The 25,569-nt window shown below is 34.5% G+C and carries 23 protein-coding genes and 1 pseudogene; 14 read left to right on the top strand and 10 right to left on the bottom strand.

Annotation, left to right across the window (positions count from 1 at the left end):
* From B8977_RS12340 to B8977_RS12390, 11 genes and pseudogenes are all read left to right on the top strand, one after another.
* Positions 1-1,011, top strand: a 1,011-nt coding sequence (locus B8977_RS12340) for an RHS repeat-associated core domain-containing protein (RefSeq protein WP_143736506.1), incomplete at its 5' end; no start/stop codon positions are given.
* Positions 1,012-1,014: 3 nt separating this feature from the next.
* A complete protein-coding gene (locus B8977_RS12345) occupies positions 1,015-1,221 on the top strand; it encodes a hypothetical protein (RefSeq protein WP_084018037.1) in 207 nt (68 codons plus the stop codon).
* A 106-nt stretch (positions 1,222-1,327) separates the two neighbouring features.
* Positions 1,328-1,720: pseudogene (locus B8977_RS15350) on the top strand (RHS repeat domain-containing protein); the annotation flags it as partial.
* 652 nt (positions 1,721-2,372) lie between these two features.
* Positions 2,373-2,789, top strand: a complete 417-nt coding sequence (locus B8977_RS12355) for a hypothetical protein (protein ID WP_084018039.1) — start codon at positions 2,373-2,375, stop codon at positions 2,787-2,789.
* Positions 2,790-3,007: 218 nt separating this feature from the next.
* Positions 3,008-3,808, top strand: a complete 801-nt coding sequence (locus B8977_RS12360) for an RHS repeat-associated core domain-containing protein (protein ID WP_084018040.1) — start codon at positions 3,008-3,010, stop codon at positions 3,806-3,808.
* Entirely contained in the window at positions 3,809-4,090 is a 282-nt protein-coding gene (locus B8977_RS12365; protein WP_084018041.1) for a hypothetical protein, read from the top strand.
* 12 nt (positions 4,091-4,102) lie between these two features.
* Positions 4,103-4,564, top strand: coding sequence for a hypothetical protein (locus tag B8977_RS12370; RefSeq protein WP_159447496.1), 462 nt, complete (start codon positions 4,103-4,105; stop codon positions 4,562-4,564).
* A gap of 90 nt (positions 4,565-4,654) precedes the next feature.
* The gene (locus B8977_RS12375) at positions 4,655-5,323 is read left to right on the top strand and encodes a hypothetical protein (RefSeq protein WP_084018043.1); all 669 of its coding nucleotides are present in this window, start codon (positions 4,655-4,657) and stop codon (positions 5,321-5,323) included.
* Between the two features lie 27 nt (positions 5,324-5,350).
* Positions 5,351-5,716 (top strand): hypothetical protein, encoded by a 366-nt coding sequence (locus B8977_RS12380; RefSeq protein WP_084018044.1) that lies wholly within the window; start codon positions 5,351-5,353, stop codon positions 5,714-5,716.
* Between the two features lie 108 nt (positions 5,717-5,824).
* Positions 5,825-6,166, top strand: a complete 342-nt coding sequence (locus tag B8977_RS12385) for a hypothetical protein (RefSeq protein WP_143736509.1) — start codon at positions 5,825-5,827, stop codon at positions 6,164-6,166.
* Between the two features lie 13 nt (positions 6,167-6,179).
* The gene (locus tag B8977_RS12390; RefSeq protein ID WP_084018046.1) at positions 6,180-6,473 is read left to right on the top strand and encodes a hypothetical protein; all 294 of its coding nucleotides are present in this window, start codon (positions 6,180-6,182) and stop codon (positions 6,471-6,473) included.
* A 384-nt stretch (positions 6,474-6,857) separates the two neighbouring features.
* On the opposite strand, the gene B8977_RS15110 is transcribed toward B8977_RS12390, so the two are convergent.
* Positions 6,858-7,019, bottom strand: coding sequence for a hypothetical protein (locus B8977_RS15110; RefSeq protein ID WP_159447497.1), 162 nt, complete (start codon positions 7,017-7,019; stop codon positions 6,858-6,860).
* An 85-nt stretch (positions 7,020-7,104) separates the two neighbouring features.
* On the opposite strand from B8977_RS15110, the gene B8977_RS12395 reads away from it, so the two are divergent.
* Complete coding sequence (locus tag B8977_RS12395) at positions 7,105-7,458, top strand: arsenate reductase family protein (RefSeq protein ID WP_084018047.1); 354 nt, start codon at positions 7,105-7,107, stop codon at positions 7,456-7,458.
* 79 nt (positions 7,459-7,537) lie between these two features.
* Complete coding sequence (locus B8977_RS12400; protein ID WP_084018048.1) at positions 7,538-9,667, top strand: S9 family peptidase; 2,130 nt, start codon at positions 7,538-7,540, stop codon at positions 9,665-9,667.
* Positions 9,668-9,804: 137 nt separating this feature from the next.
* Here the strand turns inward: B8977_RS12400 and B8977_RS12405 are convergent, their stop codons facing one another.
* From B8977_RS12405 to B8977_RS12430, 6 genes are all read right to left on the bottom strand, one after another.
* Complete coding sequence (locus B8977_RS12405; RefSeq protein WP_084018049.1) at positions 9,805-9,996, bottom strand: cold-shock protein; 192 nt, start codon at positions 9,994-9,996, stop codon at positions 9,805-9,807.
* A gap of 74 nt (positions 9,997-10,070) precedes the next feature.
* Positions 10,071-11,243: a hypothetical protein gene (locus tag B8977_RS12410; protein WP_084018050.1), complete on the bottom strand. Its 1,173-nt coding sequence runs from the start codon at positions 11,241-11,243 to the stop codon at positions 10,071-10,073.
* Positions 11,240-11,830 carry a hypothetical protein gene (locus tag B8977_RS12415; protein WP_084018051.1) on the bottom strand — a complete coding sequence of 197 codons (591 nt, stop codon included), beginning with the start codon at positions 11,828-11,830 and terminating at the stop codon, positions 11,240-11,242. Before B8977_RS12415 ends, B8977_RS12410 begins: the two co-directional genes overlap by 4 nt.
* A 72-nt stretch (positions 11,831-11,902) precedes the next feature.
* Positions 11,903-13,942 carry an insulinase family protein gene (locus B8977_RS12420; RefSeq protein WP_084018052.1) on the bottom strand — a complete coding sequence of 680 codons (2,040 nt, stop codon included), beginning with the start codon at positions 13,940-13,942 and terminating at the stop codon, positions 11,903-11,905.
* 11 nt (positions 13,943-13,953) lie between these two features.
* Positions 13,954-15,276, bottom strand: a complete 1,323-nt coding sequence (locus tag B8977_RS12425; RefSeq protein ID WP_084018238.1) for a M16 family metallopeptidase — start codon at positions 15,274-15,276, stop codon at positions 13,954-13,956.
* 99 nt (positions 15,277-15,375) lie between these two features.
* Positions 15,376-15,888 (bottom strand): hypothetical protein, encoded by a 513-nt coding sequence (locus B8977_RS12430; protein WP_143736511.1) that lies wholly within the window; start codon positions 15,886-15,888, stop codon positions 15,376-15,378.
* 93 nt (positions 15,889-15,981) lie between these two features.
* Here B8977_RS12430 and B8977_RS12435 point away from each other — a divergent pair, with 93 nt between their 5' ends.
* Positions 15,982-16,746: an alpha/beta fold hydrolase gene (locus B8977_RS12435; RefSeq protein ID WP_084018054.1), complete on the top strand. Its 765-nt coding sequence runs from the start codon at positions 15,982-15,984 to the stop codon at positions 16,744-16,746.
* A 3-nt stretch (positions 16,747-16,749) separates the two neighbouring features.
* Here the strand turns inward: B8977_RS12435 and B8977_RS12440 are convergent, their stop codons facing one another.
* The 3 genes from B8977_RS12440 to B8977_RS12450 form a co-directional block, all read right to left on the bottom strand.
* Positions 16,750-21,372 (bottom strand): MG2 domain-containing protein, encoded by a 4,623-nt coding sequence (locus B8977_RS12440; RefSeq protein ID WP_084018055.1) that lies wholly within the window; start codon positions 21,370-21,372, stop codon positions 16,750-16,752.
* 2 nt (positions 21,373-21,374) lie between these two features.
* Positions 21,375-24,110, bottom strand: coding sequence for a SusC/RagA family TonB-linked outer membrane protein (locus B8977_RS12445; protein WP_084018056.1), 2,736 nt, complete (start codon positions 24,108-24,110; stop codon positions 21,375-21,377).
* Between the two features lie 72 nt (positions 24,111-24,182).
* On the bottom strand, positions 24,183-25,559 hold the full coding sequence (locus tag B8977_RS12450) for an RtcB family protein (RefSeq protein ID WP_084018057.1): 1,377 nt from the start codon (positions 25,557-25,559) through the stop codon (positions 24,183-24,185).
* Between the last annotated feature and the right edge of the window lie 10 nt (positions 25,560-25,569).

The following is a 25,569-nucleotide window of genomic DNA, read 5'->3' on the forward strand; positions in this document are numbered from 1 at the left end:
TCATACACGAAAGACCCTGTCTCAAACGAGTTGAAAATAATGGAAGAGAACCATTATTACCCATTCGGATTGAAGCACTCCACATACGCCGACCCTAAACAAAAGTATGAGCTTGTAGACAATATGGAGAACACCGCAAGGCCTACTTATGTCCTGAAAACTGACTACCAGTATAAGTACAACGGGAAAGAACTTCAAGACGAGTTGGGGCTAAATTTATATGACTACGGTGCAAGGAATTACGATCCAGCATTAGGCAGATGGATGAATATGGATCCATTAGCTGAAGATTATATCTCACATACTCCTTATGCGTATGCATTAAATAACCCTGTTTACTATATAGACCCCGATGGGATGCGTGTTGAGTCAGGAGGTCCTGAAACAAAATATACCTTGCAGTCGGTTAGCTATGATAAGAAAACAGGAAATTATACTATAACAGAAAATGTAACCGTCAATAGCTCAAGTTCAAAATTTAAATTTAATAGCTTTGGAGACTCTAAACTTACTACAACTCATTCAACTACTTCTATAGATTCAAAAACAGTAGTCAACTCAAAAGGAGAAATTGTAAGTTCCTCAAATACTATAAACCAAACTACTAGTGTAGTTGAAAAAACAGTAGGAGACAATCTAGATATGGGTACTTTGGTTTCAAGTGAATCAAAAACAAGTACAGATAATAGTTTTGCCGGACCAATGGCAGCAACCTTCGGAGACTTCTCCTCTGCTTATCCTAATTCTGCTAAAGTTGCGATTAAAAATGATCAAGATTATGAAGATGATTTAAGAGGTAGAGAAATGCCGGGCTGCGGAGACTGCCCTTCAAGTGGATGGGGAAAACTCGGAGATGCATTAAATAGAAAGATTTCTGGCAAGGAAAACTCGTATGTTGATGTAACAACTATATCAAGACAGGGTAGACCATTAACAGATTTTCATTTTAATTACTCAGGTAAAACAATGTTTGATAAAAATTTAAAAAAAGCAACACAAAGAAAATTATAATATATGGCTAGAGAACCTTTTGCAGCCCGGCTGACAACAATTTGGATTGGGGCAGCATTCTTTTGGATATTTAAAGGATTTAAAGGAAGATATAAAGAACAACTTATAGAGCGATATAACACTAGAAACATTGTTGTAGGATATATTATAACATTACTGTTTTTGATTGCTGTAGTGTACTTTCTTTTCTTCGGTGAGATAAATGGATGAATTCGGTAACGTATCAAACATATTGATTTACTCCTTTCATGAAAACGGAAATCTGATTATCAATAATTTAAAGTTTATAAAAACGAGACGTTCATTAAAATAAAGCCACTTAGGGAACATCAGGTTATCATACACAAAAGACCCTGTCTCAAACGAGTTGAAAATAATGGAAGAGAACCATTATTACCCATTCGGATTGAAGCACTCCACATACGCCGACCCAAAACAAAAGTATGAGCTTGTAGACAATATGGAAAACACCGCAAGACCTACTTATGTCCTGAAAACTGACTACCAGTATAAATATAACGGTAAGGAACTGCAAGACGAGTTAGGATTGAATTGGTATGACTATCAAGCAAGAAACTACGATCCCGCTCTAGGTAGATGGATGAATATTGATCCACTTGCAGAAATGAGCAGAAAAACATCTCCGTATGTGTATGCCTTAAATAACCCTGTTTTCTTTATAGATCCTGATGGGATGAAAGCTGAAAGCTTTGGAAAAGATGATGTAATTATCACAGGTACAGAATCACAAGCGGCTTTTAATGAATTACAATCCTCCGTCCAATCAGAACTAATTTTAACAATGGACTCAAGTGGACAAGTATGTTACGAAAGAGTTAATGATACCGGACCACTTAGCAAAGATGCTCAGACCCTAACTAATGCTATTGACGATTCTTCAATTACTGTAAATGTTGCTGCCGAGAACACTAAAATGACATCTTCCAATAACTTATATATTGGAGGTGCTTTTATGGGAAATACAGTAACAACCACAGGAACTCTTCCATTAACCGAAACAACAGTTTCTGCAAATCAAGAAGTAAATCCAACAGTTTTATCTACAATGGATAGTGAAAATGGAACTCCAGGGTCTTTGACTTTACACGAAGTTACGGAAGCATATGAGGGAGCTTTAATATCTCAAAAGTCAGGGATTTCTTCTCCAAGATCTGGACAATCTGGTTCGGTTTATCCAACAGCCCATTCAAATGCTGCCCCTCAAAAAGTTGGTTATAATGAAACATATTATGACAGAAATGGAAATGTAATAACTAATTATTCAGGTCAAGGAGCAGGAAGGATAGATTTCACAACACCAGCAGGAACTTTATTATTTTCATACCCCTAAAATTTTAATTATGAATTATTTTGTTATTTTATTTATTATGTTTTTTGGAAATAGCTGTAATAGTCAGCAGAAATCAATTAAAAGTCAAGAAGTTACGGATAGATATAATGTCTATCAAATAGACTCGATAGATAATTATTTCATAATCTATGCTAAAAAGGAGAATGCAATTTTTAAAATAGTTTCTAAAAAAGAGGAATCAGAAAGATGTAATATGATTAGGATTAATAGTAGTTATATATTTGATTTGTATTCTCATTCTTCGGTACTTCCGACTATTAACGGCGAAACCGTAACTCCTGTAAGTGTTTATGATGTAGTATGTTATACTTTTGAAAATGGAACAAAAATCTGTACAGATAGAAAGAATGGTATATACGATTTATATTATGCAAAAAATGTAAAGGGTTTATGTTTAGAGGAGTAAAAAAGTAATGTAATCAAACTAATAACCAACAACAAGCTGTAAGATCCGACTTTATGTGGAACGTTCCAAACATGTTGATTTACCGCTTTAATGAAAACTGAAATCTGATTATCAGGAATTTAATTTTTATAAAAACGAGACGTTCATTAAAATAAAACCATTTAGGGAATATCCGACTCAGTTACACAAAAGACCCTGTCTCAAACGAGTTAAAAATAATGGAAGAGAACCCTTATTATCCATTCGGATTGAAGCACTCCACATACGCCGACCCCAAACAAAAGTATGAGCTTGTAGACAATATGGAGAACACCGCAAGACCTACTTATGTCCTTAAAACCGATTACCAATATAAGTATAATGGTAAAGAATATCAGGATGAGTTAGGGTTAAACCTTTACGATTACGGGGCAAGGAATTATGATCCAGCATTAGGCAGATGGATGAATATGGATCCACTTGCGGAAGTTTATTTTGAATCATCACCATATAATTATGTGGCAAATAATCCAACGAATTCATTCAATCCGAATGGAATGTGGATTGTCAATATTACTTCTTCTACTGATAAAAATGGAAATACAAATTATGCTCTTCAATTTGCAGCTGAAGAAGGTGATGACATTGAATCATTAAGTAATCAATTAGGAATATCCGTCGAAGATTTAGGAAAAGTATCTGAACTGAAGAAAGGAATATCCGAAGGTTCTACTTTTGGATTGTCGGAAATTAGCGAAGTGTCAATGATTAATGATGGGTTAACAACTATTTTAGGAAATTCAGTACATGAATCTTTATCTAATTGTGCTAACGCAGCAGGTTTTTGTACAAATACTTCTGTTCCTTACCAATATGGGAATTTTTCTACAGTTGATAATGTGGAACATTTGGCAAATACACTTAAAAATTCATTTAGTTCGGTTTCTGAGAAGAATGCGAGAATAGGTACAATTATTCATTACAGATTTGCCTCTGAACCTAAAACAAAGAATATGATTACTCAACAATTAATTCAATAATTGAAAGCTGGAGGAATGTCAAATGCTGAAATTCAAATAGTTTTAGCTAAACCTGAAACACAAAATTATATAACAAATACAACGAAAGTTTTAATGAGTAATGAAAGACATTTCTCTGTTGTTGTTTTAAAGGATAAGTCTCGAGAAAAAGTCCAAAATATTGTTCAGAAAACGGGAATGGTTCCAATGCCAAGAGAAGTACTCCCTGTTAATGTTAATGATGCGGCAGGTTATGTTCCTACACCTGTGGAAGGAACAAATAATCCATATTATAATAAATAACCTCTTATAAATATGAAGCATTTAATCTCTATTTCATCCTTATTTTTGTTAGTATCTTGTTCAACTAATATGATTTTGAAAAATGAAACATATAAAATAAATAATGTTGAAGGTAAATCAACCGATATACCAAAACTTTTTTACTTGTTAGATAAAAATAAAATATCCTATGACTCATTATATTTTAAATATGATAAAGAGGGTTATAATAACTGTTTTATTTATAGTGGAAAGAAATTAGTTTCAGAGTTTAAAATTAAAGAAATTATGAAAGGAGATTTCTTAGCTGAAAATTATTTTCCATTTGAAAAAATGGGGTTTAGCTTTAAAGATTCGACGCAATTCCAGTACCACTTACTAATTGAAAAGAAGGGAAAAAATATCCGTTTAATTTTTGATAATGTAGAAAAGTATGAATGGTGGTTTGTAAGTAATCAATTAGATGAAAAGATAATCATTACCTTAGAAAATTAATGTTAAAGTATTTAAAATCATCTTACTCATAAAGATGTTGATTTACCACTTTCCTGAAAACGGAAATCTGATTATCAATAATTTAAATTAATGGATATTAAAAAAATTCTACTGGTAATATTTCTTTCTATACTGAATTATGCAATAACATTTTCGTTAGGATATTTTTTCTCCTATTTATTATATGATAGATTATCAGAAACAGCTTTTATTTATATACTTTCCATTGTCTATTTTTTCAATTTGCTCATTGTTTTAGCTGAATGGTGGATTATAAAAAAATACTTCTTAAAAGAGCAAGAATTCACAAATAAAATAAACAGTAGAGCAATAGGGAATATTTTAATTGTTTTGATTCCTACTTTTTTATTTGCCGGATATAAGTTATTTACAGGTAATCTCCTCAGTTTTAATATCAATACTGATTTTGATAAAATAATCAATCATATCATTGTTTATATATTGCTTATGCCAGTTATTGAACAAATTATTTATGGAGACATACTATTTAAAATACTTATAAAAACAAAAATTAAAATAGCCTTAGTGGCAACGATAATTTCTTTTTTATATATGCTCACAAGCATGGATCCTTATAAAATTGATTTAATGTACTTAGTATATACTTTTATTGTGGGAATGGGATTATTCTTTGTCAGATTAAAGAATGGATTATTTTTTAGTATTGTAGCACATTCTTTAATTAATTTGGTTATACTCTTTTTCTATTTAATAAATGGTAATGTTTCGCATTTGTAGACCTGGTAAATTAAAAAGAAAAGAAGATTGATTTTAAGTGAATTAGAAAATATAAGTATTGAAAAACGAGACAACCATTTGGTTGTTTCGTTGCTTTTGATTCTTCAGACTAATGGAAATGGATTTTTCTTTATCAGATGTTTAGATGTGTTGTTGATGAAGAAAAAACCACCTGAACCTTTCCATAGTCACCCTAGTGGTCAAGTAAAAACGATTAATTCAAATGGAAGTTTTAATCTTAGTGGTACGATTGGCTTTACAACATCTGATGATGTCTCTTGGGCTGGAGACAAAGTAAAATATCAATTTGATATGGGTGGAAAAACAGTGAATGTCTATAATTCAACAGGTGTAATTGCAATAATTCCATTTGAGAATTTTGGTAAAAAATAATAGTTATGATGAATCCTAAAAATAGTACTTTGTTATTTATTTTTTTTGTTATTTATTAGTCTAAAAGCTCAAGATGCTTCTAATCATGATGACTTTATTTATATAACTTTGAAAGAAGAGATAAATAATTACCAAAAAAAATCAGAAGAAATTAATGTAGTCTTAATTGATGCGCCAATATTATTGGATGGTAATAATAATTTTTATGAAAGAAAACAATATATAGAAAATGTAAAGATAAATTACACTAACCTTAAAAAATTAAATAAAGGAAAAAGTGCTCTTTTAGTTTATCCAATTAGGGTTGAGAATAATAATCTATATATTATTATTGAAACAATTATTGTAAATAAGAAGAGAATAGAGGTAACTAGAAAGAATACTTATTATTTCTATTATAATTGTGGAGAAAAAAAGTATAAGCTTGATAATAAAATTGATTTTCAATAGAATATAGAATAATATGAGTAGAACAATAGAAGTCTCAGATTTAGAAAAATTGTTTTCTCTCCTAATAAAAAAATTAAAGGAAGAGTCAGTCTCAACAATGGAAATAAATACAGATTTGTATAGGTTCATACCTGCTGATAAATGGGACTCATTTGAAGAAAACATTAGTGAAACGGGTTCTATATTTGATGATATTGACAACTTGAAACTTATCATTTCAGAAAAAAATACACCTCTTACTTATGTGGATTTTGATAGATTAGCAACAGTACTTCACACTATAAGCCAAATAAGAAATCCTATTTAAGAATACAGAATGAAAGAGAGTCTTCGGGTTGTTTTTATAGTTAATCATGAAAACGGAAGGCAATGTTCCAAACATGTTGATATGAATATTTAAAAGAAAGATAAAAATTGATTTTCAGTAGATTATAAAATATAGAATTAGAAAAAAGAAACAACCCTAAGATTGTTTCTTCTGATTTTATTTCTTTAAATCCTCTGAAAACGTTTTTTCCTTCATCTGGTGTTTCAAATGTGTTGATATTAGATCAACCCTCATTTTTATAACCTTAACGTCCCTTATTCAATTCGTAACGTCCGTTCTTGCTTCCCCAACATTCGTTTTCACATTCGCAACGTCCGTTATTGGTTCCGTAACCCCCGTTGTCATAACCTTAACGTCCCTTATTCAATTCGTAACGTCCGTTTTCGTAACTGTAATCTTCGTTTTTGCAACCGTAATTCCCGTTATCACGACTGTAACATCCGTTTTTGTTATGGCTACGTCCGTTATTTCATCCACAACATCCGTTGTCATAACCGTAACACTCGTTGCCGCTTCTGTACCCACGTTATTATTTTACTTTTTGGAAAGTTTACATTTACAGTAAAAGGTAAATTGAATTTTCAGAAATTAAATTCATTAATTTTAGCAAATGAAAAAAATCTATTACCTGCAAACATGTGATACCTGCAGAAGAATCATGAAAGAACTGAATTTGTCAGGATTTGAAAAACAAGAAATCAAAACGGAATCAATTACAGTAAAACAGTTGGACGAAATGAAAGCAATTGCTGGAAGTTACGAAGCATTGTTTTCACGTAAAGCCAAAAAATACAAGGAAATGGGACTGAAAGATGAGGTTTTGAATGAAAAAGATTACCAGCAATATATTTTGAGCGATTATACCTTTCTCAAAAGACCCGTTGTGGTAGATGGAAATGAGATTTTCATTGGTAATGAAAAGAAAAATTTAGAACGATTAGCGTTACATTTAAACCAAAAATGAAACTAATTGTGAATTGATAGAAAAGACAATAGAATATAGAAAATAGATTCCTTGAATGAATAAAATTTAATTTAGAAAAATGAAGAAAATAATAATACTGTCCGCCTCGCTTTGCGGTATTTTGGCTTTTTCACAAACCAAAAAACTAACGATGGAAGAAGCCATTCTTGGGCTTGGAGCCAATCTTAGAATTGAAAGTCTTTCACAGCTGCAATGGATTCCCAATCAGAATTCATTTACTGAAAGCGTAAAAACAAATTATGGCGGTGCACTTGTTGTAAGGCAGGTTCCTGACATGAAAACCGACACTTTGGTTCGTTCCAAAGATTTTTCTGAATTCAACCTGAAAGTTGTTCCTATGTTGAATTGGATTGATGAAAATCAAGCTTGGTTCAAACAAGGAAATGAATATATTTTGTGGAACAAAGCCACCAAAAAATCTGAAAAACTTTACACAACGCCCGTTGCAGCAGAAGTTGATGAATTTGAAACCAACACAAAATCCGTTGCTTATGTGGTAGATAACAATTTGTTTTTGATTGATTCAAATAAAAATACACATCAAATTACCCAAGATGGAAGCTATGAAGTCGTAAACGGAAAATCCGTTCACAGAGAGGAATTCGGAATCCACAAAGGAACTTTCTTTTCTCCAAAAGGAAATTATTTGGCATTTTACAGAATGGATCAATCGATGGTAGAAGATTATCCTATTATTGACTGGAGCACAACGCCTGCAGTAAACAAAAATATCAAATATCCTTTTGCAGGAAGAGCTTCGCATCAGGTTACATTAGGAATATTTAATCCGAAAACAAACAAAACGGTATTTTTACAAACGGGCGAACCGAAAGATCAATATCTCACTTCGATAACCTGGAATCCGGATGAAAAATCGATTTATGTTGGAATTTTGAACCGCGAACAAAATCATTTGAAATTAAATCAATACGATGCACAAACCGGAAAATTAATCAAAACTTTATTTGAAGAAACACACGATAAATACGTAGAACCTCAAAATGAACTGTATTTCCTTCCAAATGGAAAAGAATTTGTTTGGTGGAGCCAGCGCGATGGTTTCATGCATTTGTACCGTTATGATTTGAATGGAAAACTAATCAATCAAATTACGAAAGGAGATTGGATTGTGAACGAAATCGCAGGTAAAAACGAAAAGCAAAAACAATTGCTCATCACTGCGACCAAAGATGGCGCGATGGAAAAACATTTGTATGCGGTGAATTGGGAAAATGGGAAAATAGAAAGAATTGATACGGAAAAAGGTTATCACAATTTCAATGTGAATTCTGCCGGAACTTATGCTTTGGACAATTGGTCAAATGAAACCATGCCGCGAAAAATAGACGTGATTTCAACCGATAAAAAATTCACTAAAAATCTTTTGACTGCGAAAAATTCATTGGCTGAATACCAAATGCCAAAAGTGGAAAATGTCACTTTGAAAGCCGATGACGGAACGGATTTGTATGGAAAATTGATTTATCCGACAGATTTTAATTCATCCAAAAAATATCCGGTAATCGTGTATTTGTACAATGGACCGCATGCACAAATGAACCAAAACCGTTTCCCTGCGAGCGGAAATCTTTGGTACGACTACATGGCGCAGAATGGTTATGTGGTTTTTGTGATGGATGGTCGCGGAAGCAGCAATCGCGGACTGGCTTTTGAGCAGGCGATTTACAGAAAATCAGGACAAATCGAAATGTCCGATCAGATGAAAGGAGTTGAATTCCTGAAATCAAAATCTTTTGTAGATGGCGAACGAATGGGAATTCACGGATGGAGTTATGGTGGGTTTATGACTACTTCGTTTATGCTTCACAAACCTGATGTGTTCAAAGTAGGTGTTGCGGGCGGACCGGTGATGGACTGGAGTTTGTATGAAGCTATGTACACCGAACGTTACATGGACACACCGCAAACAAACCCAGAAGGATTTGCGCAAAGCAAATTGCTTGACAAAACGAAAAACTTGCAAGGAAAACTTTTATTGATTCACGGAACTGATGACAATGTGGTAGTTTGGCAACATTCTATCGATTTCCTTCGAAATGCGGTAAGGAATGGTGTTCAGATAGATTATTTCGTTTATCCGGGTTATGAGCACAATGTACGCGGGAAAGACAGAGTGCATCTGATGCAGAAAATCAGTGATTATTTTGATTTGTATTTGAAGAAATAATCAATGAATTTATAAGTTGGAGGCCTCATGGATTCAAAATCCATGAGGCTTTTATTTTAATCATTAAGAAAGATAAATAAACAAAAAAGGCTTCCCGAAAAGGAAGCCTTTATACCAATAAATATGATAGAAATTAATTAAATCACTGTAACATTTACTGCGTTAAGGCCTTTTTTGCCTCTTTCCAAGTCATAAGAAACTTTGTCGTTTTCACGAACATTGCTTCTCAATCCTGAAACGTGTACAAATACATCATCACCTCCGTCTTCTGGGGTAATGAATCCGAAACCTTTGGTTTCATTGAAGAATTTTACGACTCCTTTATTCATTATTTTAATAATTAAGTGGGGCAAATGTACGGCTAATTAATGGATATAGCTCTATCCATTAATTATTTATGAAATTACTTTATGTGTTCGATAAGGAAATGAAAATCATTTTTCAATGCGGGAAGGCTTTTCCAATCAAGCAATTGCGCTTTAAATTGAAGGCTGTCTTTTCTGAAATTTAATTTTAAAATCGAGTTGTTTTGATTAAATTGGTAATCGATTGCAAATTCGTTTTGGTGATAATCTTTCGCTATAATTTGTTTTTTATGAGCTTGAATCTCGTAATAAAAGTCACGCATTTCATCATTGGTTTTCTGAAGAATTATGAAATTGTCTTTGTGAAAGAAAATTCTTTTGTAAGGAAAATCAGAAAGAGAAAGAGTATCATTCTTATAAATGGTTTCCGTAATTTCATAAGCACCCTGGAAGGAAGCTCTTTGATTTAATTCTTTTGAAATCACATATGGATAAAAGATTTGAACCAGAAAAATCCCAATCAGAAAAAGCTGAATCCATTGGTTGGCAAATGAATTTTTTACAAAGATAATTTCAGGATTTTTGAGTAATTCCGATTTTTCCGAAAAAAAAATATTTTTCAACGGTTTCAAATAAGGAGACAAAAGGAAAATATTTGTTGCTAAAAGAAATGCAGAAAATGATTTCACCGAAATATCGAAACTGAAATTAATGACCAGAATTTGAATCAGAACAAAAACCGAAATTAACAATGCAATCAGTCTTGTTCTTCTGAAAAACAATAAGATTCCAGTCAAAACTTCCACAATTCCCGTGATGATACAATAAGTTCTGGAAAGTCCTGTGACGCTCCAAAACAAAATATCTTTGTCCAAATTTCCGAAATTGGAGTAGAGAATGTTTGGTTCGGGTGTGTAAAATTGCGTTCCCATCATTTTTTCGATTCCATATTTCAGCAAAATGAAAATCAAGTAAAATATAAGAATGCTTCTCGCCAATGAAATATATTTCTGATTTTTAATAAACACAGAAATCAAAATTGAAATTAGAAAAATTAAAATCAATAATAGGTTGAATTCCAGCGAATCAGATGAAATTTCAATTCTTTCCGTTGGGTTTATTACAAATAAATTTAGAAGAAATCCAATCGGTTTCTGAAAGACAAAATGCGAAAACCGGTACTGAAAATCATTTGATAGAGTGTTGAGCGGAATGAATATAATTCCTAAAAGAAAAAATGATGCAAAGATTTTTTCTGCTTGAAATTTCATTCTGAAAGACGAAAATTTCCTGAAAATCTATAAACCACCCAAGTCACCAAAAACGAAAATAACCCCATGCCTAAAATCATCAAACCTTTGTTAGGTGTCTCATTGTTTTGCAGGCCAACAGGAATTATGGATTTTTCTTTTTTCTTTTCTCGTTTTCTTTTCTGCTTGGCTTCTTTTTTATAGAGCTTTGTATGATTGTCATAGCCCACAAAAACAATGCTGTCTATATTGTAAATGGTGGGCGTTTTTTTCATTTCGGATTTGATGCTGTCAAGTGAATGTTTTTTGGAAAATAATTCATCATTTTTCAACGTATCTTTTTTTGTACGCCAAACATGACCATTTTCAAACCTCTCAGAGGAGATTGTGACCACTTTTTCTTCTGAAATATAAATAACCGAATCCAAAGAAGGAATGGTTGTAGGCAATCCTAAATTTGACTCACTGATGTTGAATAAATTCCCCTTTAATGCAAGCGCGAAATTAGCATCAGATCCGCTGTGGCTTTTGTGAGAGATCAGTTTCGTTTGTGCAGAAATGACCGAAAGAGAGAAAATTGCTGCAAGGATAAATAAAATTGTTTTCATAGTTGAAACGAAGGTAAAAAAAATACGGCTCAAAAACTGAGCCGTATTGTCCTTTAACTATTTAATTCTTATTTATTGGAAATCAGCGTCGGAAACTCCTTCATTGATTTTCACTTCTTTTGCAGTAAATACCATTTCCATACCTACGTTCATGGTAATTTTGTGTGGAAATTTCACTCCGCTCACTTCTTTGTAATCGTCAAAAGTGAAAGTCTGAACCATCGATTGTCCCTGTGCTTCTACAGTTTGAGATTCACCCAATTTCAGTCCTGAAGTTACATCATAGAAATGTTTTTTCTTCCCATCAACTAAAACATAAGCATCTTTTCCACTGAAATTTTCAATTCCACCTAATTTGATTCCTGGTTTATTTGCCAAAGTCAACTCTGGAAAAGGTTGCGCATAATATTGGTTATTAGCGATTTCTTCCGCATCCATTTCTTTCTTTTGTCCCTGTGCGCTTTCATAACCTGTTTTTCCGTTGAAAACTGATTTTGAAAGTTCCATCCCCATTCCTGTAACCAAGTTCAACATTTTTCCGTCTGCAGAATTGATCGTTTTTACATTCAATTTCATTCCCTGAACTTCACCTTCGGAATTCATCAAAACCGTTTTTACAGCTTTTGTTTTCTCACCACCTACTGCAGCGATGTATTTATCTAAAACTGATTTTACAGTAACGTTTGCATCCACTTTTTTAGCTTCAGGTTTTGCGGTTTTGTTACCAAAACGATCAAAATAATTGATGGTATAAGGTAATTTTTCTAATCCAGCCAAAATTTCACTTGCTTTTCCAACCACCAAAATGCGGGCATTTTCGGCAGAAAAATATTTCTGTGCAGCTTTCATCACATCGTCAGCAGTAACGGCATTGATTCCTTGAATGTAGTTCTGATAGAAATCAGCAGGAAGTCCTTGCGTTTGCGTCAACAAAGCCTGACGTGCAATCATTTCCGGTTTTTCAGCATCCATCACAAAGTTTCCGATGAAAGTTGCTTTTACGGTAGCCAAAGCTTCCGGCGTAACTTTTTCCGTACGGATTCTCTTCAATTCTTTCATGGTTTCAACCACTGCACTATCGGTAACTTCATTTCTAACTTGTGAGTTGGCTTTGAATTTCCCAACATATTTGTTTCCTCTGATGCTTGTACGCGCACCGTAAGTCCAGCCGTGTGCTTCACGCAAATTCATGTTGAGATAACTGTTGAAATCTCCTCCGAAAATCTGGTTTGCAACCAAAGCTGCAAAATAATCTTTGTCTGTCATTTTCAAGTTAACTGAACTCAAAACAGCAATTTCAGATTGAACTGCATTTGGCATATCAACAAAATTGATTTCCGTTTTGGCAACATTTTTAGGCGCATCAAACTTAGTGGTAGGAAGCGTTCCTTTTTTCCAAGAAGAGAAATTTTTCTCAACCAATTTTTTTACTTCATCAAATTTAACATCACCCAAAACCACTAAATAAGCGTTGTTTGGAATGAAATAATTTTTATAATGCGTTTTGATGTCGTTTAAATTCAAACCTTTCAATTTATCTTCAGAAACAAATTCACCATAAGGATGATTTGCACCGAAAACCAAAACGTTTTCCACACGTTGTGCGTTTGAGGTCACACTTTTTTCTTCTGTTTTTAAGCCATCGATGTAACGTGCGATTTCTTTGTCGAAATCACCTTGCGTAAACAAAGGGTCGATTGCGCCTTGTGCCATCAATTCCAAAACTCTTGGGAAATATCTTGACAATGTACCGGCAGAAGCTCCTGAAGCACTGAAGTCAACGTTTGCTCCCATGAAATCAACTTCTTCCTGGAAAGCATCTTTTGTGATTTTGCTGGTACCGTTTCCTAATAAACCTCCCATCATGTCATCAATTCCTTTTTTGTTTCCTTCAGAAAAAGGAGGATTGTCAATGCTCAAAGTCATCGTTACACGTGGCAATTTGTGGTTTTCAACGACCATTACTTTCAATCCATTGGAAAGTTCAAATGACTGCGGCTTGCCAATGTTGACTTTTGGAGCCGGTCCCGGCTTGGGCTGAGACCTGTCTGTCTGAGCTTGTGCTCCTGCAGATAATAACACCATAATAAGTATATATGCTAATTTTTTCATCTTTCTAATTCTTATTTAGTTGAAGTTTTCTCCGGTTCGTATTGCAACACCAATCTTTGGTTGTCATTGAGGTACTTTTTAGCAGCATCTCTGATTTCCTCTCTCGTAATTGAACGGTAAATATCAATTTCAGTATTGATAAGGTTTACATCACCATATAACTGATAATAAGTTGCCAAACTGTGCGCAACACCTTCTACGTTTGAATTTGCGTTTACAAATTGATTTTCGAACTGGTTCAATAATTTCTGGTATTCTCTTTCAGAAATTAAATCTGTCTGCAATCTTTTGATTTCTGAAGAAATTCCATCAACCAAATCCTGAGTCGGCGTTTCTCCTACAGGAAGTGCATAAATCAAATACGTTCCGTAGTCTTCCTGACTGAAATTCAAGGCAGCAACTTCCAATGCTTTTTTCTCTGTATCAACTAATTTTTTGTACAATCTTGAACTTTTTCCTCCACTTAAAATTGAAGAAATCATATCTAAAACTCTTGCTTCTCTCGTTTTCATCGAAGGTGTTCTGTAAGCAGTGATCACCATCGGAATCTGAACGTTCGGATCCTCCCAGCTTGCGTGGATTTCTTTTGTGATAGGCGCTTCTTCGTATTGTTTTTTTACAACAGGAGCTCCTTTTTTTACTTCAGAGAAATATTCAGCAATCCATTTTTTTGCCTGGTCTGTTTGGAAATCTCCCGCAACAACCAAAACGGCATTGTTTGGAACGTAGAATTTGTCAAAGAAAGCCAAGAATTCATCCAATTTTGCAGCATCTAAATGTTCCATTTCACCAATGGTTGTCCAACGGTAAGGGTGGTTTTTGAACATATTTTGTTTTACAGCTTTCAAGATGTTTCCATAAGGTTGATTGTCAATCCTCAAACGTTTTTCTTCTTTAACTACTTCATTTTGAGTATCTACACCAATTTGGTTGATGATTGGGTGAAGCATACGTTCTGATTCCATCCAAAGGCCTGTCTGAAGGTTGTTTGAAGGGAAGACTTCGTAGTAATAAGTTCTGTCGTCAGAAGTATTGGCATTGTTTTTTCCACCGTTGGAAGAAACGATTTTGAACCATTCTCCTCTGTCGATATTTTTAGTTCCTTCGAACAATAAATGCTCAAAGAAGTGCGCAAATCCGGTTCTATCCGGTTGTTCATCTTTTGCGCCTACATGGTACATTACCGACGTAACTACCACTGGAGCAGTATGATCCTGATGAAGGATTACATGAAGTCCGTTAGGCAAATCATACTCTTCAAATTTGATTTCCTGAGCGTGGGAGCTCCCTCCTACGATCCCCATGAAAGCAAATGCAAGACTAATTTTTTTCATATTTTTTCGCATTTTTATAAAATGTTAGTCCACGAATTTAACGATTCGTTACAGAAACAAAGTATTTTTTTATAATGAGTTAACTCAGGGAAAATGATTTTACCACTTTAATTTAACCTCAAACGTGAAAGCTCCTGCCCAAGGTTTTCCCGCCATCTGGCTTTCGGAAATGATGATTTTATGAATTCCTTTTTCTTTGATTGCATATTCCAATTCGCGCCCGAATGGTCCATCAGAATTATTTTTGGAATCGATGATTTGGTTAATTCTGAGATTGGCAACGGTATCTTTTGGTGTAATTTTCAGGGACAATTTATTGGCAGTATCCGAGTTTAAAACAAAAACAAAACGTTGTCCGGCAGTTTTTGCGGTATCGATTTTTGCTTTTCCATTTTGGATTTTAACTTGAATAGTATCAGTTGTGATTTTAAATTTCGGTTGATTTTGAACAATCGTTTTTGTGCTGTCAGAAACAGATTTTTTGACTGATTTCGAATCTTTATATAGATTTTTAATACTGTCACGTTCGATTTTAATTTGCACAGCGTAAGCTTTTTGATCAAATTCTGAAGGTTTCACAACAGGTGTTTTCGGCTCCAAATTGCAGCTCATTAAAATTAAACCTAAAAAACCAAAACTTAAAATCCGGGAAATCACTTCAAAAATCTTTTGTGTAAATTTACATGAATTTCTTAATTGTGAGCAATGTTGAATTATGAAGAAAAAGGCGAGGGGAGAGCGGTGGTGTTGTTACACGGCTATTTGGAAAACCTCAGAATGTGGAAATCGATTGGAAATGAATTGTCCAAAATTTATAAAGTTGTAAAAATTGATTTGCCCGGACATGGAAAATCTAAAACTTATGGGAAAATCCACACGATGGAATTCATGGCCGAGAAAGTGAACGCGGTTTTGGATGAATTAAAAATTGAAGATCCAATTTTAATCGGGCACTCTATGGGCGGATATGTTACTCTTGCTTTTACGGAATTATTTCCTAAAAAACTGAAAGGTTTCATTTTGTTGAATTCAACTTCTCTGCCGGATTCGGAAGAAAAGAAAGAACAAAGGCTAAAAGCGGTTGAAACGGCTCAAAGGAATTTTGATGCGTTGGTCAAAATGAGCATTCCGAATTTGTTTGCAGAAAAGAAAAGAGAATTTCTAAAAGAAGAAATGGAATTTGCCAAAGAATTGGCGCGCGAAACACCTATTGAAGGCGTAACGGCTGCGCTTTTAGGAATGAGAGAAAGACCCGACAGAACAAATGTTTTACTCAGTTTCAAAGGAGCAAAAGGTTTGGTCATGGGTAAATATGACCAAGCGGTCAATCCGGAAGAACTGAAAAAAATAATTCCTGAAGAATCAAATATACTTGTAACAGAACTAGAAGCTGCCCATATGGCGCATTTGGAAGTTCCGGAACATACGTTGAATTTTTTATTTGATTTTTTGTCGGATGTTTGGGAGTAAAATTTATGGTAAAATATGAACTTTTAATCCTTCATTCCAATGTTTAAATTCTTCTGTGTAATATAAATATGCTGAAGAAGCAACCCCTGTAAATACACCCGGAACTTCTGCTTTGAAAACCAGGTCAACAATTTTAGACTCATTTGGATTTAGCTTTCTCCAATACAAAACCAAGAAATTATCCATAATTTCATAATAATCTACTTTTTCCTTTTCGATCAACTCTTTGAGTAATGTTGGCTCTGCAGAAAGTCCGCCCGGGATGCCTATTTGGGCAATGGTCATTGGAATTTCTTTGGATGAGAGATTTTTCACTTCTATATGCATCTGAGTTATTTCTCCAACTTGTACATTTGATTTTGAAAGGGAAGTCTTCAAGTGAACTTTGGAGTCTTTGCTATTGTCAGGCAGGCTGCTTCTGTACCAGTAACTAAAATCTACGAAAGTCAAATGTGGTGCGGCAATTTCCATTATAATTTCATTTTTCTCTGGTTTTAAATATTTTAATACATTGATCTCAAAACTGGATTTATTTTCTTTTTTACTTAATTCAATGTATTCCGAAATGGTTTTATCTACTACAATTTCTCCATTTATTTTTAGAAACAGGACATTCCCTTTTGGCGCAGATTGGTTGTACAATTTATTGTATTGATAAATGGATTTTAGTGCGAGCCCCGTTGCCTGAGTAGAACCAAAATATCCATTACTTCCTAGTTCTATTATTTCTTTCATGACTTGGTTTAACTCGAGCGAGATGGAATTTTTTTTCATCAAAGCCTGTGCATAAAGTGATAGAATCTCTACTTTAAGTGATTTTCCTCCCGAATACGTAATTGAACCTTCCGCTGATAATTTATCTATTGCTTGTCCAAAAACTTTAGATTTAAGTATCTCCATCAATTCTTCATAGTTATCTGTTTTCCCCAATTGGTGAGCAGTCAATGCCATCAGAGCCAAACGATAAGCATCCTTTGAATTTTTTGCTTCTTTTAAGGAAATTTGATATTGTTCTTCAATATTTTTTTCACCTGAAAAACTTAAAGCGTAATTTATATAAGCGTTTCCAATGAGATATTTTTCACCTCTGAATCCATATTTTCCATCTCCTTGTTGGTATCCGCCTATGCTATCTTTTCTCGAAATTAGCCACTCACGTGTGCGGTTGACCATTTTATTATCAACTGAAACGAAATCCCTTAATTCAGTAAACTGAAGCAGTCCAAAGGCAGTTAAGGTTTCATGAGCGGGAGGTTTTCCGTACCAATCAAACCCACCACCTTTTACCTCGTAGGCCGCTAATTTTTTATATCCAGATTCTAAATATTTACGTGCTTTTTTATCCAATTTTATACTTTCTTCATCTTTATCAAATTCCAAAAGTTTTAAAGCGTAAATGTTAGGAAAAGTAGAAGATGATACTTGTTCGAAACAGCCATGAGGCTGGCTGATGATTTGTTCTATTCCTTTTAGAATCGGTCCGATTGGATTTAAGTAAAGTGTAAAATAAGCCGATTCACTTCCTTTAATCACATTTTTTGCATCAAATTCTAATCGTGTTTTGTCGATCGTTGATTTGGCATAACGGATAGGAAAACCACGCTCGAAAACCTCCAAATCTTTTGTGACGGATTGACGGAAAGTATCGGTCAAAAGGTTTACTCTAAATTTGTGTTTTCCCTTCATCCCATTCTCTACCAGCATTGGGACATATTGTGTAAAAGTTTCGTCAGGTTTTAAAAACAAATTAAATTTGTAATCTTGCAATGTCAGTGCTCTTGGTAAATCATTGGTTAAATTTGCAACAATGTTTTCTGATAAATTATTTTTGACCCACACAGGCATTTGGATTTTGTCACCTTCGGTTGTATACAGAGGAAATTTCACGTCCATTTCTATTTTGTCTTGAGTCGAATAAGTAGTTTCAGATCTCCCGATATTTCCAGTTCCATCAAAGCCTTCGGTGATTATGCGGAAAACCGTACTTTCGTCAGAATTGTAGAAATAAAATTCAGCTTCTCCCTTTTCGTCAGTTGTCAAATTGTAATTCCAATAAATACATTGTCTGAAATCATCTTTATTTGCGGTGGATATCGAAGAATATTTGGGAATATAAAAGGATTTGGCATAATCAAATGACTGATAACGATCTCCCATTCGCTTGTAATAGTATGTCTCGAAAATATCGGTTTTTTTCCCAATGTTGATGTTCAGATTTTGCGGATTGGAAATTCCACCTTTTGTGTTGATGATAATTACACCGTTACTTGCTCTTGATCCATATATAGATGTAGCCTCAAGTCCCTTTAAAACTGTTACAGAATTGATTGCAGAAGGTGAAATGTTTTGAGTAAAATTGGAATTCGAGTTAGAGTAAACAACTCCATCTACTACCATAAGCGGATTGCTCTGTCCCGAAAGTGAGCCAACACCTCGAATTGTAATCTGGGAATTAGCTCCAGCACTTCCGGAAATTTGTAATCCGGCAACTTGACCGTTTAGGGCATCATCTATGGATGTGACAGGGGAAAGCTCGGATTGACTTACAATAGAATATGAGCCCATTCTTTGGGCGGGATCTAATTTAATACCACCGAGCAGAGTTACTGCTTCAAGTGAGACTTCACCATCTTGATCCCAGTCCCAATCCTCATCATTGTTATAACCTATCTCGCCCTTTTTTTCCTTGGAAATATCCTGCACTTCTTTTTCATTTTCTTTAATTAGAACAGGACTAAGTTCTTTGTAGGATTCATTAGGTTTTCGTTTGATCTCTAAAATTTCATCTTTTTTCGGTTCAGGAAACTGAATGGTAATATTTTCATCGGATCTTCTTTTTGCGTAAATGCTCCCTTCGCTAAAAGGCGCGGGAAGATTAAATTTAAAATAGCCGTTTTCATCAGTTTCTTCTATATAAAGATAATCGTCCAGAATCAAATAAACAGTTGTTGGATAGGGAACTGTTTTATATCGGGATTTGTATTTGAGAACAGTCCCCTCAACTAAATTTAAATTTTCTGAAGGAAATGCGATTTGGATATTTTTTTCTGATAAAATATCCTGCCAATTATAATTTCGCCAGCCATTCGTTAATAAAAGTAAATCAAGCGCTTGTTTTCTTTTACCTTCTTCAGGGTTAAAATAAAATTCAGGTTCATACAAATTACCCTTCAATTCACTTCCGGCCAATAACCACGAGCTGATGTTATGTTGTTTGTCATCCAAGTAAGAAAGAAGCTTATCGTTTACCACACTTACAGAAAGATTGGAAGAAATAGGATCTCCGTTTGGCAGTGTTGTTTTGACTTTGGCCTCAACCTTTTCCCTTGTGTTGTATTCTTTCTTGTCGGTTTGAATTTCAATTTTCAGACCTTTGTCCTGATGGTTGAAGATAAGCCGTTCCGCAAACGGAAGTTGGTCTTTGAACAAAGTAAATTGTAAGATTCCCATGGGAAATTCAGCCGTAGAAATTAGAATTTCATTTTTTCCATTATTTAAGTTTAGTTCTTTTTGATACAGAATAGATGATAGGATTCTTCCAACCAGTTGTAGTTTTTGATTCGAAGCGGAGAGAATTGTAACTTTTAATTCATCTTCCGAGATTCTTTCTAAAGAGAGAGAAGCTGGCTTATTTTCGGAGTCGGGAAGGGGAATGTTTTCAATAGATTGATATGGAGAGGTTATTTGTGCAAAATATCTAATTCCTGCTTTCATCGTCATGTTAAAACTACCCATTCCTTGATGGAAGGACTCGAATGAACATACGATATTTCCATTTTCATCTAAAATATTCCCTTTTACATCAGCGGGATTTCCATACTTGTTGAGCGCTTTAAAAGCAATTTTATGAGGTTGGTTCGCCAATGCAAATCCTCCTTCAGGCAAGAATTGAAGGTCAAGGCTATTAAGCAAAATAGGAATGGTTCGGGAAATAGATTCTTTGTTTGCTTCATAGTCAAATTGAACATTCAGAGAGCCGTCATTTCCAGACAGATTATCAGGTAAAAGAAATTTTATTTGATAGGCACCGTTTTCATCTGTGATAGCGGATTTTTTAGTGATTTCTTTGTTGTCAATTGTAACTGTGAATTGAAAATCAAGATTACGGATTGGGAGGTTTTGTAAATTTCTTATGGATATGTTTGCTACAACTTCATCCCCGCTTCCATAAGCTTCTTTTTCGATATCTAACTTCATCAGTAACCGAGGCGAAATAACTCGTTGTATCATTATATCCTTTTCAAAAAGATCTGATTTTGTATTTTTTTGCCAATTGGTATATGCCTTTAACTTATAAAGACCGCCTTTTGAACCATTGGGAATTTCGTAGCTTCCACTCACTCTGCCTTTCTGAACATCCAGTTTAAACTTTTTAATGACAGATCCCGAAGGGTCAATAATTTCCGCATATAAAACCGAACTTTCTTTTGAACTTCGTTGCATCCCATCGGTTATATAACCCTTAAAATAAATTGTTTCCCCGGGTTGGAATATGGTGTTATTTGTATGAATGTAAACTTTTTCCACCGGAAGAACTTCGTTGAACTCGCTTACTTTGCCCGAAATAAAATTCTGTCCAAAACTCAAAAATGGAATGACTAAAAATAAAAGAATCAATCTTTTCATGTTTAAAATTTTAGGTTAAGTGAAACTCCATACGTTCTGGAGAGAGGATAGTTAAAATAATCCATTCCGATTCCCTGATCATTTCCCAATAATCCTGTTCCCGGAAATACTCCTGAATAATCAGTTGACACCCATAGATTTCGAGCAAAAATACTTATGGTAAGTTTTGTCAACGGTGAATAATGGTATTTTCTCAATTTTGTTTCGTACGACAAGGAAATATTTTGCAAGCGGAAATAAGAGGCATCTTCCACATTTTCCGACGCAGTGCCCGTTACACCATATCGAACCCATCTGTTTTCAGAAAGATCATTTGCCGGATTCGTAAAATCTACTGCAATAGAATTGGGTTGTCCGTTTAAATTCATACCGTTAAAAACATAATTGGTGGTATTCCGTAAATCAGCTGTGAGTTGGGATCGGCCAAAATAATTGAGAGTGCTTTGTGTTCCGTTCCATATTTGCCCCCCCTTTTGCCAATCAAAATTAAAAGCGAGTGAGAAATTATGGACTTTTATTTCGTTGAATAACTTTAGCGTAAAATCCGGATTGGGATCGGCAATGATTTTTAAATTACCATCTACTATCGGGAATCCGTCTGAGCCAATCATCACATTTCCATTTCCGTCTCGTTGAAAATCACTTCCGACAATTACCCCGACAGCCTGATCTTCTATAAAATTTTTAGAAATATCGTTGAATCCAAAATAGGGAACCCTTTCTGCATCAATCAGGATTCGATCAGTTTTGTTTTTATAGGCATGAAAATTCAAATTAAAATTCCAATTGAAGTTACCGGAATCAAGAAAATTACCATTTGAGAGATTTAATTCAAATCCTTGTTGGTGATAATCTGCTACATTTTCCCATGAAAAAGAATTTCCATTAAATAAAGGCGAATAGGCATTGTTTATTTTAAAATGATAAAAACTAAAATCTAACTTGAAAATGTGTCCAATCTGTGCTGTCAGCATAATCTCAGTCATTTTCTTTTCTTGTAAATTAGTTAAATTACTTTGAAGAAATAATTCATACGGCTCTTGGTAATCCATGAAATTACTAATGTTTTGATTAAGTGAATTGAAATTTAAATTTTGACTAATCAGTTCGGGTTCAGTATAATGAATTTCATTTTTTAATCCGAAAATCAAATTAAAATCACCCAATAAATACCGGGAATCTATGGTCAAAACATTATTTACTTGATAGGCAAAAGACTGATCGTTGGTGTTGGTATAATAAAGTGTCTGGCTTAAAACATTTTGAAGCTCTATGTCTTCCAGGTATTTAGAATAATCCAATTTTACGCCTAAATTGGAATTATACCGTTGTTTGCTAACACTATATAATTCAGAAGAAATTCCATCATTTGGGAAATTAATTAAAGAAGAATAATCAGTAAAAATATCTTTTCTCAATTGAAAAGAATTGAGTTGATGAACCCAATTCAGATGAATTTTTAATGTATTTTGATTGTTATAAACTGCGCTCAGCCTCAAATTAGTCATCTGTTCTGAAAAATCACGTTTAAAAAAGGATGGATTTGCTGCCAAGGCCATTTGAGGAATTTGTCCATATTCCATATTCTGATTGAAATTGCTAAAAGAAAATATGCCATTTAGGATCCAATTTTTAAGCTTTACTGAATAATCCAATCCTGCGCTCATATTATTATCTTTTTTCACGTCACGGTTGTAATTTATTAGAAAGATTGGATTGTTATATTGGTCTGAAGCTGAATTTTGTTGACCATTTAAAATTTCAGGATGGGGGTTGAAATGGAAAGGTGAATTCCATGCGCTGTAAAGTACATTCATGTAATTATTTCCTATTAACGGCATTTCTGTTTTTTCCCAATTAGTGCCCACATTGGTTTTCATTACGCCTCCCCATAACGGAAAATTATAATTGATTTTAAATGAATAAAAATTCCCTTTCGTCGATTCAAACAAGCCTTCTTCTTGTCGCGTAGATGCATTGAAGTTTAAAAAATGGGATTTTCGTTCGTAAGCAGCATTAAAACCAACCTTAAAGGCATCTGCTTCACGAAATATTTTGTTGGAATCATAAAAATTCAAACCAGAAATATTCTGTAGAGAAGGTCCCCAGCTGAAAGCTTCAGGTGATCCGAATTGCGTTAATGTTCCATTGTCAGGACGTCCTTGTACAAATTCATTTTGGAGTTTAGGCGTATTTAAATGTTCCGAAATACTGTAAGATAAATCGAAGTCAAATCCTAATCTACCTTTTACATATTCAGCGTCATGGAGTAATCTCGCCGAATCATTCTCGATAAGTATTTTGCTGAATCCATAACGAGAGTAATAGTAGTTATTCTCTTTTTTTTCTTTTTTAATTGGAAATTTTTCGGAATTTGCGTCGGAATCTATTTTTCCTGAAGTCCATTCTAATTCATTTTCAATTCGTTCAATCTCAGTCAAATAACCGAAGCTGTCAAAAGGATCTTCTTTATATTCATACATTTTGGTATATGAAATAGAATCATATTTTATAGTAATCGCAATTTGATTTCCGTGAGACAATTGGATACGGTATTTTCCCAATCGATCTGAAACCACACACTGGCTTCCATAAATATTTCCATTATATGCCTTGCAAATATTGGCTTGATAAACAGGATTGCCAATGCTGTCCAACACAAATCCGTTATAAGGGTTTGATTGGCCCAAAGCTACAATATGCACAATTAGAAAAAATAAAAAGAAACCCTGCTTCATAGGTTTGGATTTAGTAGAAATATACAGACCAATATAGGAATAATCCCAAGATTTCTAATCCTGGGATTATTTTTATCCTCTTCTTTTCTTCCAAGGTGCATTCTTTTCCCAGTCGCCTGCCATGATGCAGCCGTACGGCATTACTTCATCGATAACCGCCCCCAAGCCGAATTCCATCATTTGATTTCTTACTGATTCTGCACTTTTGTAAGCCGTTGGCAATTCTGAAATATCGATTTCGTTGGAGAAAAACCGAATGTCCAAACCTTTAGTTTCTTCAGCAAAAATTTGTTCGGTAGTCAAATGTTTCAATGAACGCTTGTGCTGCGTTCGGCTCATGTTTCTTCCGGCACCGTGCGGTGCAAAACCTAAGTTGGTTGCAGTAGTCTCGCCTTCCACAATCAAAACCGGCTCTGACATATTTAATGGAATTAATCTCGGACCAGTGATGTCGGGCATAAATTTCGGATCAAGCGGCGTTGCACCTTTGGCGTGGTAAAACAAATCGCCGTCACGGAAAACGAAATTATGTTCATTCCAGAATCGGTTTTGTTTTGCAATTTCTAATTTTTCCAGAGTAGCGTCGTGAATCACTTCATGGTTCAATTTTGTCCATTTTCTGATGATTTGCAACGCATCCCAATAAGCCTGACCTTCTTCGGTTTCAAATGGAATCCAGGCATTTTGTTTCAATGTTTCAGACGAAAGCACTTTTCTGAATTTTTCAGCAACGTGCATTCCTTTTCGATACAAATTCGCACCAAAACCTCTGCTTCCATGGTGTGTCACCAACATCGTATTTCCGGTTTTTTTGGAAATTCCAACAAATAAAAAATGGTTTCCGTCGCCTTGAGTACCGAGATGTCCACGTGCAGCTTTGATTGCTTTTTCGTCATTCAGGAAATAATTAGTTTGAATTTCTGCCAATAAATCTGTCGGAAATCGAAACTGCGCATCTCTTTCTCGACCGCCCGGTCCGAAATGCGTCACGCTGTGCGCCGCATCCAAAACAGCTTTAGGGTCTGCATCACCAAAATCGGTCAGCATCACCGAACAACAAATATCGGCACTGTGCATTCCGGGATGAATTGCATTTTTCGCAACCGCAACACCGCCAACCGGAATCGTTCCGATTGGACCGGTCGGACAAGCATCAGGCATCACTGCACCGCCCACAATAGTTGGCGTTTTCATGATTTCATTCATGGTAGCCAAAACCGAGTTTACATTTTCAGTTTCCAGTTCATTTTCAGGGCGGATGTTGATAGCAAATTTAACGGCCTTTTCAAAAGGTTTAATTTCAGCAGGCAATCTGAATTGTTCCAGATAATTCATCATATTTTCTCCTTCTAATCTATTTTCATTGATATGAATTAAGGCGTCTTTCATCCATTTGCCTTGGTGAAATCCTAATTCTATTAAATCATTTCCTGTAATTTTTGTTTCCATTTTTAATTTC

This window comes from Moheibacter sediminis (genome assembly GCF_900176425.1).
Classification (GTDB): domain Bacteria; phylum Bacteroidota; class Bacteroidia; order Flavobacteriales; family Weeksellaceae; genus Moheibacter; species Moheibacter sediminis.

Bases quoted from the DNA above. Each gene is read 5' to 3' on its own strand.
- B8977_RS12415 (WP_084018051.1), bottom strand. From the start codon at position 11,830: ATGAAAACAATTTTATTTATCCTTGCAGCAATTTTCTCTCTTTCGGTC.
- B8977_RS12360 (WP_084018040.1), top strand. From the start codon at position 3,008: ATGGAAGAGAACCCTTATTATCCATTCGGATTGAAGCACTCCACATAC.
- B8977_RS12405 (WP_084018049.1), bottom strand. From the start codon at position 9,996: ATGAATAAAGGAGTCGTAAAATTCTTCAATGAAACCAAAGGTTTCGGA.
- B8977_RS12410 (WP_084018050.1), bottom strand. From the start codon at position 11,243: ATGAAATTTCAAGCAGAAAAAATCTTTGCATCATTTTTTCTTTTAGGA.
- B8977_RS12440 (WP_084018055.1), bottom strand. From the start codon at position 21,372: ATGAAAAGATTGATTCTTTTATTTTTAGTCATTCCATTTTTGAGTTTT.
- B8977_RS12445 (WP_084018056.1), bottom strand. From the start codon at position 24,110: ATGAAGCAGGGTTTCTTTTTATTTTTTCTAATTGTGCATATTGTAGCT.
- B8977_RS12355 (WP_084018039.1), top strand. From the start codon at position 2,373: ATGAATTATTTTGTTATTTTATTTATTATGTTTTTTGGAAATAGCTGT.
- B8977_RS12375 (WP_084018043.1), top strand. From the start codon at position 4,655: ATGGATATTAAAAAAATTCTACTGGTAATATTTCTTTCTATACTGAAT.
- B8977_RS12430 (WP_143736511.1), bottom strand. From the start codon at position 15,888: ATGAGCTGCAATTTGGAGCCGAAAACACCTGTTGTGAAACCTTCAGAA.
- B8977_RS12425 (WP_084018238.1), bottom strand. From the start codon at position 15,276: ATGAAAAAAATTAGTCTTGCATTTGCTTTCATGGGGATCGTAGGAGGG.
- B8977_RS12370 (WP_159447496.1), top strand. From the start codon at position 4,103: ATGAAGCATTTAATCTCTATTTCATCCTTATTTTTGTTAGTATCTTGT.
- B8977_RS12390 (WP_084018046.1), top strand. From the start codon at position 6,180: ATGAGTAGAACAATAGAAGTCTCAGATTTAGAAAAATTGTTTTCTCTC.
- B8977_RS12435 (WP_084018054.1), top strand. From the start codon at position 15,982: ATGTTGAATTATGAAGAAAAAGGCGAGGGGAGAGCGGTGGTGTTGTTA.
- B8977_RS12400 (WP_084018048.1), top strand. From the start codon at position 7,538: ATGAAGAAAATAATAATACTGTCCGCCTCGCTTTGCGGTATTTTGGCT.
- B8977_RS12450 (WP_084018057.1), bottom strand. From the start codon at position 25,559: ATGGAAACAAAAATTACAGGAAATGATTTAATAGAATTAGGATTTCAC.
- B8977_RS12420 (WP_084018052.1), bottom strand. From the start codon at position 13,942: ATGAAAAAATTAGCATATATACTTATTATGGTGTTATTATCTGCAGGA.
- B8977_RS12395 (WP_084018047.1), top strand. From the start codon at position 7,105: ATGAAAAAAATCTATTACCTGCAAACATGTGATACCTGCAGAAGAATC.
- B8977_RS12345 (WP_084018037.1), top strand. From the start codon at position 1,015: ATGGCTAGAGAACCTTTTGCAGCCCGGCTGACAACAATTTGGATTGGG.